The organism is Bradyrhizobium sp. SOJA106 (genome assembly GCF_059448745.1).
The window spans coordinates 2,078,987-2,093,103 of sequence record NZ_CM182549.1 but is presented as its reverse complement, the minus strand read 5'-3'; the positions used below and the strand labels follow the sequence as shown (position 1 = coordinate 2,093,103).

Below are 14,117 nucleotides of genomic sequence, written 5' to 3'. Positions count from 1 at the left end.
CGATCGTCTCATGAGAATAGAAGTAAGTGTCAGCGCTTTCACTTCTTGAACAATAGGTTCAATGCAAGCGTCCCCAAGTTGAGGAAACGCCGCAACGTTTTAGGTTGGATCGGAAATGAGAAGCTGCACTGCGGAACTGCTTGCTGTAGCCCACCGCGGCGCGCGAGAAGGCCCTGACGTCGCGCGCTCCAGCAAACTCTGCGAGCGCGGCATTGAGATGATCCGAAAGTCCGGGATGAGCTAAGCAGGCGGGCCTCATCGTCGGACAGAATGCGACGCGCCAACTTTTGGGGGCAGATCGGCGTAGTAGTCCCTGAGCCTGCCCTGACGACTTGGTCGATCAGCTCTAGCGCCTCGGGCAAGTCCCGGGCGTGCCTGGCCGCTCGACGGCAAGTTTCAAGCTCCTCGAGGCTCCCCAATTTTCGCTTTGCTGCGTTGATTTCGTCCCGGGTTGGCGCCCCACATCCGAAGTCGGTGGCGGGTTGGCAAGCGCCGCGGCTCTATCTTGAGGCGGAGCTCATCCGCTCCACGACGGAGTCGCCCGTGTTCAAGAAGCGCCGGTACTGGAGACTAACCCTCGAACCCTGAGGCCTCGGAGAAGCTCTCTCGGTCTATTCAACAGTCGCGATCAAGGCTGTTGAAATGGCTCGAGCCAGAACTCGGCGGTTTTCTGGATGGTTCACCATTGTCGCGTGGTCGCCTGGAACGGGCACAGTATGAATATCCCCAGCATCCACGACCCGGTCCCAGCCCTGCTTTGGCAAGTCGCGATCAGGCTGTTTGTCAGCTGATAACCGACCGATGAGAGGCTCACTGGCATAAAACTGGTGGATTTCAATCGGGAGCGACGGAACGCGATACGATCGTAGCGCGCGGTGAAATGTCGCGACCTTTTGATACATCGAAATGTCACTGTGAAGATCGTGATCTGGAGCTAGCGCTTCTATTTGCTGCGCCTTTTCAAGCAACTCAGAGATGGAACATTCTTCGGTGTCCCGTTCTAAAATCTCGCGATACGCATCGCGTAAGATTCCACAACGATCCAAAACAAATTCTCGTGCCAAATTCTTCAGCGATTCGTTTGAAGAAGCCGCAGGTAGACTAACATCGATGAACGCCATGAATGACACAACTTCATCAACACTCAGTAACTGCTCGGCAATTGCATAAGCCAGGATTGCACCTGATGAGTATCCAGCAAAGCGGTATGGGCCACGCGGCTGGATCTGTTTAATCGCAAGAATCACCTCCGCGGCCATCGCCTCGAGCGTCGGTGGACGAACATCATCGAACGGGGGCCATGGCAGAGCGTAGACCGAGCAGTCTGCATCCATTTCCGCTGCCAAACTGAGGACATACGAACAATCCCCAAAACCTGTGGGGACAAAGAAGAGAGGTGGCTGCGATCCGGTCGATCGAACGGGAATCACCGCCCTGTTACTGGGCTGCACCTGCAAACGAATCTTCGATGCAAGCTCCTTCAGAACAGGGGCTCGGAAGAGGTCGATGGCGCTAAAACTTAGCCCAAGATTTAATGCTCCACTGAGCATCTGCACGGCCAAGAGGGAGTGGCCGCCCAGTTCGAAGAAGTGGTCGTTGCGCCCGATGCGCTCGACACCAAGGAGCTCGGCCCAGATCTGCGCCAGCGCCGTCTCAACCGCGCCTTGCGGCGCCTCATAGGCTGCCAGCGCATAGGCCTGATCGGCCGGCACCGGCAGCGCGTTGCGATCGAGCTTGCCGTTGACCGTGAGCGGGATCGCCGCCAGCCGCACGAACGCGCTCGGCACCATGTAGTCCGGCAGCCGCGCACTCAAGTGCGCGCGCAAAGCGCCCGCAAGCCCGCCTGCATCGCCCTCGTCCGAGCCGGCCTCGGGCGCGCAGACCACATAGGCGATCAGATGCTTGTCACCGGCGCCGTTCTGGCGCGCCACCACCACCGCCTCGCGCACCCAGGCGTGTTCGCAAAGCTTTGCGACGACCTCGCCCGGCTCGATGCGGTAGCCGCGGATCTTCACCTGATCGTCGTTGCGGCCCAGGAACTCAAGATTGCCGTCCGGCAGGTAGCGTGCCAGATCGCCGGTCCGGTACAGCCGATCGCCCTCGACAAAGGGACTGGCGATGAACCGCTCGGCTGTCAGCTCAGGGCGGTTCAGGTAGCCCCGTGCCACCCCCGCCCCGCCAATGTAAAGCTCGCCCACCGCACCGAACGGCACGGGCGCGCCATGGCCGTCCAGCAGGTACACCCGCGTGTTGGCAATTGGACGCCCGATCGGGACCATCGACCCATTGAAATCAGCCGGGCAAGTCCAGATCGTCGCACAGACTGTTGCCTCGGTCGGGCCGTAAGCATTGACAATTGATGCTGGGGCCAGACTTCGGATGAGTTCTGGCTTCGGCAGCTCTCCGGCAAGAATGAGAACTTGCACAGCCAAACCTTTCGGATCCTTGCTGGTCTGAAGCAACGCGGGGGGTAATGTCGCGTGGGTGATGGCTTCGCTTTGGAGATAATCCGATAGCTTGTTACTCGCTTGACGGATCTGTTCGGCCGGCAAGTGCAAAGCGGCTCCGGAGCCAAACGCCATAACAAGCTCCCAAGCGCTTGCATCAAAAGCAATGGAGGCGAACTGCACGACCCGGCTGTTGGAAGAAGCGCCAAAGAGGCCGACCTGAGCCGACTGCAGATTGACCAACCCCTGATGCTCGACCATGACCCCCTTTGGGATTCCGGTTGAGCCTGAGGTGTAGATTACATAAGCGAGATGGTCCGATGTGAGGCCAAGCGTGCGCCGATCAGGGTTTGAAGCTGCCCGTTCGGCCCAGGCGGGCGTTGCCGTCTCCAGATCGATGACTGTCACATCGGTCAGCACCTCGGGGCGGAGTGCTGCGCGACCAACGCCGTCGCAAAGCAGCAGCCGTGGCGCGGCATCGTCGACAACCTGGTGCAGCCGCTGGCTGGGATAGGCTGGGTCCAGCGGCAGATAGGCACCGCCCGCCTTCAGGATCGCCAAGACACCAACCACCATCGCCGGACTGCGTTCGAGGCAGATCGCAACCGGCTGGTCCGGCTTGACCCCAAGCTCGATCAGGTGATGTGCGAGGCGGTTGGCCCGAGCGTTGAGTTCGCCATAGCTCAGCCGCTCATCATCGCAGACTAGCGCCACCGCCTCCGGCGCCTTTTGCACCTGCGCCTCGAACAGCTCATGGACGCACAGGTCCGACGGATAGGCCCTCGCCGTCCGGTTCAGATCCTCCAGCAGATAGGTACGCTCCTCGGCCGGCAGGACGTCGAGGTAGCGTACCGGCGTATCCGGGGCGTGCTCCAGCGCTTTTGCCAGCTCCTCGAGCGCGCGCTGCATGTAGCCGCAGATCCGATCCGCCGAGATTGGCTCCGCCACCTGCGCAGTGAGGCCCAGCGCCTCGCCATAATCCTCCACCGACAGGGTCAGCGGATAGTTGGTGCGTTCCTCCCCGCCCAGCCATTCCATGCCCGACAAGACATCATCCGTCCCGGAGCCGGGCACAGCCGGCGCCATGTTGTGACGGTAGTTCAACAGCGTGCTGAACAGCGGCGCCGACCCGGCAACAGCGCTGCAGCGCTGTGCCAATGCCAGCGAGGCATGCTCATGTGCCAGCAGGTCGGCCAGCCGGGCGTGCGTCATCCGAACGCTCGCCTCGACGGCGGTCTCATCGAGATCAAGCCGCACCGGCAGGGTGTCTATGAACAGCCCCATGGCGCGGTCGGCGCCAGCGCTGCCCTGCAGCCGGCCTAACAGCACCGTGCCGAACACCACCTGCTCTCGGCCGCTGCTGCGCGCCACCACCTGTCCCCACGCCAGATGGCACAGGCTCGCCAGACTCACCCCCAGCCGCCGCGCCTGTTCGCGTAGCCGCGCATGGAGCGCTGGCGGCAGCATCCGATGAGCCTCTCGAACCCCGCCACCGTCGCCGCGCACCTCGCTCAAGCCAAAGGGCGTGGTCGGCTCGTCGATGTCGGCCAGCAGCTCCCGGAAGAAGGCCTCATCGGACTTGGCATCACCACGTAGATGCGCCTGTGCCACCAGATTACGGAATGGCTGCGGCGCCGTCAGCTCATGCACACGCTCCTCCAGCTCGGCCCGGACCTCAGCATGCATCACGTCGCGCGTCGTGTGATCCCCGATGAGATGATGCTGCAGCTCCAGCAGCAGCCAGCGCGCGCTACCGGGCTCGCGTGCAATCACAAACCGCAGCAGCGGCGCGCGGCCAAGCTCGATGCGGTGCTGACGTGGATCAAACCGCTCCTTGAGCTGCTCGGCGCCAGTGCCGTGAGCGCCATCCAGCTGAACCTCAATCACCTCCAGTCGCGCCTGCCGCCACACCACCTGGGCTGGCCGAGACAACCCCTCCCAGACAAACGAGGTACGCAGGATGTCATGCCGATCCACCACCCGCTGGACCGCGGCAAGATAGCGATCGAGCAGCCCACGCTCGGCAAACGCCATAAGCGACACCAGTAGGTATGGATCGCCCTTTGCCGCTAGCAAATGATGGAACAGGATGCCGTCCTGCAGCGGCGACAGGCCGTAAATGTCCTGGATGTTGCAAACCCCGCCGGGTACCGTGGCGATGATCCGGTCGATCTCGCGCTGCGTGAGCTCGATCAGCGGCAACATTTGCGGCGTGATCGCCGCGCTCCGCTCGGTGATCAAGTTGGCCGGGACCGCCGCCTCGTAATGACGATCCAGGCTTGCAGCCAGATCCGCCAGCACGGGCTTGACGAACAAGGTGCGCACCTCGATGCGCAGTGACCGCCGCCGTAGACGCTCGATCATCTGCACCGCCAAGAGCGAGTGCCCTCCCAGTTCGAAGAAGTTGTCGTCTCGTCCGACCCGCTCCAGCCCCAGCAGCTCGGCCCAGATCTGCGCCAGAACCGTCTCCATCTCGCCCTGTGGCGGCGCGTAGGTCCGGCGCGCATACGCCTCGTCGCGAGGGGCCGGCAGCGCGTTTCGATCGAGCTTGCCGTTCAGCGTCAGCGGAAGCGCCGGCAGCCGCACGAACGCACTCGGCACCATGTAGTCCGGCAGCCCTGCACTCACATGCGCCCGCAAACCGCCGGCAAGATCAGATTCCTCGGCTTCAGAGGCAACGACATACGCAACGAGGCGCTGCTCGCCGCGACCATCCTCGCGCGCCACCACCACCGCCTCGCGTACGAAGGCGTGCTCGCAAAGCTTTGCTGCGATCTCGCCCGGTTCGATGCGGAAGCCGCGGATCTTCACCTGATCGTCGTTGCGGCCCAGGAACTCAAGATTGCCGTCCGGCAGATAACGTGCCAGGTCGCCGGTCCGGTACAGCCGGTCGCCCTCGACAAAGGGACTGGCGATGAACCGCTCGGCTGTCAGCTCAGGTCGGTTCAGGTAGCCCCGTGCCACCCCCGCCCCGCCAATGTAAAGCTCGCCCACCGCGCCAAACGGCACGGGCGCGCCATGGCCATCCAGCAGGTACACCCGCGTGTTGGCGATCGGACGGCCAATCGGGACGATAGCGTTATCAAACTCAGCCGGGCACCTCCAGGATGTAACGTCGATCGCGGCCTCAGTCGGACCGTAGAGATTGTGCAGGTCCGTCCAGGGCAATACGTGCCGAACCCTATGCACACTGGCGGCAGGGAACGCCTCGCCGCTGCATACAACCCGCCGCAGCGATGTGCAGCGCTCAACACTCTGCGCATCCAAAAAGCTGACCAGCATGGATGGCACGAAGTGAATCGTCGTGATGCGCTGGCTGACGATCAAGCCGACCAATGCATCGGGATCTCTGTGCGCACCGGGCGGCGCCAGTACCAGCGTTGCCCCTTCAAGTAAAGTCCAAAAGAACTCCCAGGCGGAGACATCGAAGCTAAATGGCGTCTTCTGCAACACGACGTCTGTTGCCTTCAGGCCATAGGCGCTCTGCATCCAGATCAGGCGATTGACGATAGCCCGATGTTCATTCTGTGCCCCTTTGGGCGCGCCCGTGGATCCCGAGGTGTAGATCACATAGGCGAGATTGCGGGAGGTCAGGCTGAGCGCGCGCGGGTCGGGATCCGCTTCCGGCAAGCTGGCCCAGGCCGGCGCCGCAGCATCGAGCTCCACAATGCTCATATTGGCCGGCACATCTGCGCCGAAGGCGGCACGGCCGGCCACATCGGCCAGCAGCAGCCGCGGCGCCGCGTCGTCGAGCACCTGATGCAGCCGCGCCGGCGGATAGGCCGGGTCCAGCGGCATATACGCCCCGCCGGCCTTCAGGATCGCCAGAAGCCCAACAACCATCATCGAACTGCGCTCGACGCAGATCGCAACCGGCTGGTCCGGCCTGACCTCGAGGGCGATTAGATGATGTGCCAGGCGGTTGGCCCGCGCATTGAGCTCGCCATAGCTCAGCCGCTCATCACCGCAGACCACCGCCACCGCATCCGGGGCCTTGTGCACCTGCGCCTCGAACAGCTCGTGGATGCACCGCTCCGCAGGATACGGCGCCGCCGTCCGGTTCAGCTCCTCCAGCAGATACGTGCGCTCGGCAGCCGACAGCAGCTCAATCCGGCGGACCTCTTGCTGCGCATCGGCTGCCATCGCCCGCAGCAGCGCCAGCAGATAGCCACGCTGCCGCTCGATCGTCGCCTGATCAAATAGCGCCGTGGCATAAGCCAGCGTTCCGGCGATCTCTTCGCCATGCTCGCCAAGGCTCAGTTCCAGATCGAACTTGAGCTGATCAATCTCCTCCCTGGCAGCTTCGACACTCAGCCCCGGCAGGTCCAATGACCCAACCGCATTGTTCTCCCAGGCCAGCATCACCTGCAATAACGGCGTGTGATCAAGAGCCCGGGGCGGCTGCACGATCTCCACCACCTGCTCGAACGGCAGGTCCTGATGCTCCTGCGCAGCCAGCACCGTGCGCCGCGTCCGCTCCAGAAGCTCCGACACGCTTGGCTTGCCCGACAGGTTGAGCCGTAGCGCCAGGGTGTTGACGAAGAAGCCGATCAGCTCTTCGATCTCCCGGTGCCCCCGATTGGCGCTCGGCACGCCAATCACAAGATCGTCCTGCCCCGACAGACGCGACAGCACCGCCGCCCAGGCCGCCAGCACCGTCATGAACAACGTCGAGCCATGCTGCAGGCTCAGCCGCTTCAGCTCCCGCGTCAGATCCGCATCGACGGTGACCGGGACCGTGGCCGCGGCAAACGACTGCTGGGCAGGCCGCGCACGGTCCGTCGGCAAGACAAGACGGGTCGTGCCTGCCAGGGCGCCGCGCCAATACTGCGCCTGCTTCTGCAGCCGTTCCCCCGACAGCCATTGGCGTTGCCAGGCGGCGTAATCCGGATACTGGATCGCAAGCGGCGGCAGAGGATCGTCCTGCCCAGCCTCGAACGCCCGGTAAAGCTGGCTAAGTTCACGCAGCAGCACGCCCATCGACCAGCCGTCCGAGACGATGTGATGCTGGGTCAGCAGGAAGACGTGCTCCTCGTCCGACATCCGCACCAGATGCCCGCGGATCAGCGGACCGCGCGCAAGATCGAACGGCGTGCGCCCGTCTTCATGGCACAGATCCAAAAGTGCCGCTTCCGCATCCGATCTCTCCCGCAGATCGTGGTCAACTATCGGCAGTCCCGCATCCGGCGGCAGAACCTCAACCCGGGGCTTACCTTGCGTCGCGACAAAGACACTGCGCAGCGCCTCATGACGCGCAAACAGACGGTCAAGGCTGCGCTGCCAGGCGGTGCGGTCGAGCACACCGCGCAGTCGCAGGGTCAGCGGAATGTGATAGTTCGTGCTGCCTTCGTTCAGCTGCGCCAAAAACCATAGCCGCTGCTGCGCAAACGACAGCACAAGCGGCTCATGGCGCGACACGGCTGCAATCGACGGTAGCTGTTGCGGCCCGGAGCGGCTCAATAGCTCGACGATGCTTGCCGCCAGGTCAGTCAGCACTGGCCTTGCGAACAGCGTCGACAGCGGTAGGTCGACTCCAACCGCGTGTGACAGCCGGCTCGACATCTGCACGGCCAAGAGAGAGTGGCCGCCCAGTTCGAAGAAGTGGTCGTTGCGCCCGATGCGCTCGAGACCAAGGAGCTCGGCCCAGATCTGCGCCAGCGCCGTCTCGACCGCGCCTTGCGGCGCCTCATAGGCCGCCAGTGCATAGGCCTGATCGGCCGGCGCCGGCAGCGCGTTGCGATCGAGCTTGCCATTGACCGTGAGCGGAAGCGCCGCCAGCCGCACGAACGCGCTCGGCACCATGTAGTCCGGCAGCCGCGCACTCAAGTGCGCGCGCAAAGCGCCCGCAAGCCCGCCTGCATCGCCCTCGTCCGAGCCGGCCTCGGGCGCGCAGACCACATAGGCGATCAGATGCTTGTCACCGGCGCCGTTCTGGCGCGCCACCACCACCGCCTCGCGCACCCAGGCGTGTTCGCAAAGCTTTGCGACGACCTCGCCCGGCTCGATGCGGTAGCCGCGGATCTTCACCTGATCGTCGTTGCGGCCCAGGAACTCAAGATTGCCGTCCGGCAGATAACGTGCCAGATCGCCGGTCCGGTACAGCCGATCGCCCTCGACAAAGGGACTGGCGATGAACCGCTCGGCTGTCAGCTCAGGGCGGTTCAGATAGCCCCGTGCCACCCCCGCCCCGCCAATGTAAAGCTCGCCCACCGCGCCAAACGGCACGGGCGCGCCATGGCCGTCCAGCAGGTACACCCGCGTGTTGGAAATTGGACGCCCGATCGGGACCAACGACCCATTGAAATCAGCCGGGCAAGTCCAGATCGTCGCGAAGGTCGTCGTCTCGGTGGGCCCGTAGCAGTTCATGAGACGCACGGGGCCGTTTTCTTTCAACACTCTCAAAAAAGAGGCAAGATCACCGCGCTCACCCCCACAGAGGAGGTGCTTCAGTTGCGCCAACGTCGGAGCAATCGAGGATGTATATTGGTTGAACAATGCTGTTGTCAGAAACAGTGACGTCACCCGATGCTGTTCAAGCGCCCGGGCAAAACTAGCAGTATCCCTGACGGTGGCCGCATGCATGGCAACAATGCAACCACCGTTCAGCAGCGGTGCCCATACCTCGAATGTGCTTGCGTCGAAGGCGGGATTGCCAGCCCATGCCACCCGATCTCCTGCATCGATCTTCACATACCCACTGTTGATCACGAGCCGGTTGACGGCACGATGAGGAACAACAACTCCTTTGGGAAGGCCAGTTGAGCCGGAGGTGTACATGACGTAAGCGGCGGTTTCAGCGCTCAACGCCAGCCCAGGATCGGAACTACATTCCGTACCAGCTATAAGCGGCTCAATAGCACGAACAGGTATCGTCGCCTCAACCCGATCATCCCCGCAAAGCACCAAGCGTGCAGCACAATCGGCGATCAACAATTCTTGTCGCGCCACCGGAAGGGCGCGATCGATCGGTACATACACCCCGCCGGCCTTCAGAATCCCCAGCTGTGCCACCACAAGAGCGGCGGAGCGGTCCAGCACGGTGGCAATGCAATCCCCAGGTTTGACCCCGAGGGCGATTAGATGATGTGCCAGGCGGTTGGCCCGCGCGTTGAGCTCGCCATAGCTCAGCCGCTCATCATCGCAGACCACCGCCACCGCATCCGGGGCCTTGTGCACCTGCGCCTCGAACAGCTCGTGGATGCACCGCTCCGCAGGATATGGCGCCGCCGTCCGGTTCAGCTCCTCCAGCAGATACGTGCGCTGGGCAGCCGACAGCAGCTCAATCCCGTCGACCTCTTGCTGCGCATCGGCGGCCATCGCCCGCAGCAGTGCCAGCAGATAACCACGCTGCCGCTCGATCGTCGCCTGATCAAATAGCGCCGTGGCATAAGCCAGCGTTCCGGCGATCTCTTCGCCATGCTCGCCAAGGCTCAGCTCCAGATCGAACTCGACTTGATCAACCTCGTCCCCGGCAGCTTCGACACTCAGCCCCGGCAGCTCCAATGACCCAACCGCATTGTTCTCCCAGGCCAGCATCACCTGCAATAACGGCGTGTGATCAAGAGCCCGGGGCGGCTGCACGATCTCCACCACCTGCTCGAACGGCAGGTCCTGATGCTCCTGCGCAGCCAGCACCGTGCGCCGCGTCCGCTCCAGAAGCTCGGACACGCTTGGCTTGCCCGACAGGTCGAGCCGAAGCGCCAGGGTGTTGACGAAGAAGCCGATCAGCTCTTCGATCTCGCGGTGCCCCCGATTGGCGCTCGGCACGCCAATCACAAGATCGTCCTGCCCCGACAGACGCGACAGCACCGCCGCCCAGGCCGCCAGCACCGTCATGAACAACGTCGAGCCATGCTGCAGGCTCAGCCGCTTCAGCTCCCGCGTCAGATCCGCATCGACGGTGACCGGGACCGTGGCCGCGGCAAACGACTGCTGGGCAGGCCGCGCACGGTCCGTCGGCAAGACAAGACGGGTCGTGCCTGCCAGGGCGCCGCGCCAATACTGCGCCTGCTTCTGCAGCCGTTCCCCCGACAGCCATTGGCGTTGCCAGGCGGCGTAATCCGGATACTGGATCGCAAGCGGCGGCAGAGGATCGTCCTGCCCAGCCTCGAACGCCCGGTAAAGCTGGCTAAGTTCACGCAGCAGCACGCCCATCGACCAGCCGTCCGAGACGATGTGATGCTGGGTCAGCAGGAAGACGTGCTCCTCGTCCGACATCCGCACCAGATGCCCGCGGATCAGCGGACCGCGCGCAAGATCGAACGGCGTGCGCCCGTCTTCATGGCACAGATCCAAAAGTGCCGCTTCCGCATCCGATCTCTCCCGCAGATCGTGGTCAACTATCGGCAGTCCCGCATCCGGCGGCAGAACCTCAACCCGGGGCTTACCTTGCGTCGCGACAAAGACACTGCGCAGCGCCTCATGACGCGCAAACAGACGGTCAAGGCTGCGCTGCCAGGCGGTGCGGTCGAGCACACCGCGCAGTCGCAGGGTCAGCGGAATGTGATAGTTCGTGCTGCCTTCGTTCAGCTGCGCCAAAAACCATAGCCGCTGCTGCGCAAACGACAGCACAAGCGGCTCATGGCGCGACACGGCTGCAATCGACGGTAGCTGTTGCGGCCCGGAGCGGCTCAATAGCTCGACGATGCTTGCCGCCAGGTCAGTCAGCACTGGCCTTGCGAACAGCGTCGACAGCGGTAGGTCGACCCCAACCGCGTGTGACAGCCGGCTCGACATCTGCACGGCCAAGAGCGAGTGGCCGCCCAGTTCGAAGAAGTGGTCGTTGCGCCCGATGCGCTCGACACCAAGGAGCTCGGCCCAGATCTGCGCCAGCGCCGTCTCGACCGCGCCTTGCGGCGCCTCATAGGCTGCCAGCGCATAGGCCTGATCGGCCGGCGCCGGCAGCGCGTTGCGATCGAGCTTGCCATTGACCGTGAGCGGAAGCGCCGCCAGCCGCACGAACGCGCTCGGCACCATGTAGTCCGGCAGCCGCGCACTTAAGTGCGCGCGCAAGGCGCCCGCAAGCCCGCGTGCATCGCCGTCGTCCGAGCCGGCCTCGGGCGCGCAGACCACATAGGCGATCAGATGCTTGTCACCGGCGCCGTTCTGGCGCGCCACCACCACCGCCTCGCGCACCGAGGCGTGTTCGCAAAGCTTTGCGACGATCTCGCCCGGCTCGATGCGGTAGCCGCGGATCTTCACCTGATCGTCGTTGCGGCCCAGGAACTCAAGATTGCCGTCCGGCAGATAACGTGCAAGGTCGCCGGTCCGGTACAGCCGATCGCCCTCGACAAAGGGACTGGCGATGAACCGCTCGGCCGTCAGCTCAGGGCGGTTCAGATAGCCCCGAGCCACCCCCGCCCCGCCAATGTAAAGCTCGCCCACCGCGCCGAACGGCACGGGCGCGCCATGGCCGTCCAGCAGGTACACCCGCGTGTTGGCAATTGGACGCCCGACGTGAGGCATCTCGGACCAACATGACGGATCAGCTGCAAGGCGGTGCTCGGAAATGACGCTGATTTCTGTGGACCCATATTGATTGATCAATCTCGCGTTCGGGTGTGCTTCGAAGAACGTCCTAAGCAGTGGAGTGGCCTGCAATCGCTCGCCGGCTGTATAAAGCTCTCTTAAGGAGGGCAGCTGCACGCGCTGCCTGCTCCAGACTTCCGCAAAATGATTCAATGCTACGAACGGCAGGAAAAGCCGCTCGATCGCCTCACGCTGTACAAATTCCAGCAGGTCGGAGAAGCGCCTCCGGGTCTCTTCCCGCACGAGCACAAGCGCACCGCCGTCCTTCCAACAGATGAACAATTCCTGGCAGGACACATCGAAGTTCAGGGTTGCGAATTGAAGTGTGCGCAGTTTTGACGTGCCAATCCCGGCAAGCGAATTCACAAGCGCGCCATGGGACATTTCAACGCCCTTGGGGATTCCGGTTGAGCCGGAGGTATAGATCACATAGGCGAGATGGCGCGATGTGAGGCCAAGCGTGACTGGGTCCGGGTTGGAAGGTGGCCGCTCGGCCCAGGGCGGGGCCGCCGTCTCCAGATCGACCACCTTCACATCGGCCACGGCCTCGGCGCCCAATGCGGTTCGACCGGAGACATCGCAAAGCAGCAGTTTCGGTTTTGCATCGTCGACAATCTGCCGCAGCCGCGCTGAGGGATACGCCGGATCTAGCGGCAGATAGGCGCCTCCGGCCTTCAGGATCGCTAAGACACCAACCACCATCGCTAGGCTGCGTCCCAGGCAGATCGCCACCGGCTGGTCCGGCTTGACGCCGAGCTCGATCAGATGATGCGCCAGCCGGTTGGCCCGCGCATTGAGTTCGCCATAGCTCAGTCTCTCCTTCTCATGGACCACCGCCACCGCTTCCGGTGCCTTTTGCACCTGCGCCTCGAACAAGTCGTGGATACATCGCTCAAACGAAAAGGGCGCCGCCGTTCGATTCAAATCCTCGAGTAGATACGTGCGTTCGTCAGGTGGCAGAAAGTCGATTCGGCCGACAGACTGCCCCGCATCGTCCATCACGCCGCGTAACAACCCTTGCAAATGCTGCGTCATGCGGTCAATCTGCTTGGGCGCAAATCGAGCGGCATCAAAATGCCAGCGGAAGCTCCCATCCAGAGCGCGAACCTCAAAGGTCAGCAAATCGCCGCATAAGGCTTGGGCAGCCTTATGGTTCGTCGACAGATCGTCGGCGAGGGAACAGCTCTCTGTCCTGATGGCAATGCCGATCGGCCAAGGCTGACGCGCCCGCAGCGCCTCCACTCCTCGCAATGTCGGGCAGCGCGCGATCAGATCTCGGGAAAAGCCAGCGTGCGCTCTCAACTCAGCGACTTCGGTCGCTACGGTTTTGCGGACTTCTTCAAAATCATGACCGAGCTCGATGCAAACATCCATCGGCACGACGGAGGCAATCAACATCTCGACGAGTTTGCAGCCAGTTTGCAATCCGTCCAATGCAGGCTTCCATCCCAGTTGGAACTCTTTTTGCCCCGTCATCCGAGCGAGGTAGATCAGCCAAGCCGCTACCAAATATTCCGAGCGATCTTGTGGGGAACGTTTAGCCAAAGCGCTTGGGCTAAACCACGAACTCGACTGCCATCGGGAAGGCGCCGCAGCCACGGATGATGACACGAAAGGAGGATGCAATCTTCTAAACTGCTCGAGGCGCCGTCGCCAAAACTCCTCACCGCGCGTCAGCAGCTCATGTGCGCCAGATATGCTCTGCACCTGTTCATCGCTCATTCCGCATCACCAAATATGATGTCGGCAGTATCGCAGCTGCCACTCAACCGCGTCAGCGTTTCTGGTAAGCGTTCTCATCGAACGACTTCTCCTCTATGGCGCTCTTTAGAGGATTACGCATGTATCGTGCCAACGGTGAAATCGAGTGCAATCACTGCGATCGTCACAGCGGTGCTATGTCAGTTCTCCAACAGCGTCGCCCGACATCGTACAACTGAGCGCACCATTAATCGGCATAAGCATCCACCGCCTGGTCTTCCGGACAAGCCTGGCCTCCCAAAGTAATTTGTCGGCTCAGCCGAACCGCATCGCGTGCGCCCTTCGCAAAACCGGGACAGAACTTTCTTCTGAGGTCCGCGCGTGCGGTACGGGCCAGTGCTGGATGGCTCGAGTCAACGTTTCTGGCAATTAGCGGCAGTG

Annotated in this window: 1 protein-coding gene; it reads right to left on the bottom strand. The window is 62.8% G+C overall.

Features of this window, described 5'->3' with window-relative positions; translation table 11 throughout:
- Positions 1 to 611 precede the first annotated feature (611 nt).
- On the bottom strand, positions 612 to 13,697 hold the full coding sequence (locus AC5V87_RS09215) for a non-ribosomal peptide synthetase (RefSeq protein WP_495370735.1): 13,086 nt from the start codon (positions 13,695 to 13,697) through the stop codon (positions 612 to 614).
- Positions 13,698 to 14,117 lie beyond the last annotated feature (420 nt).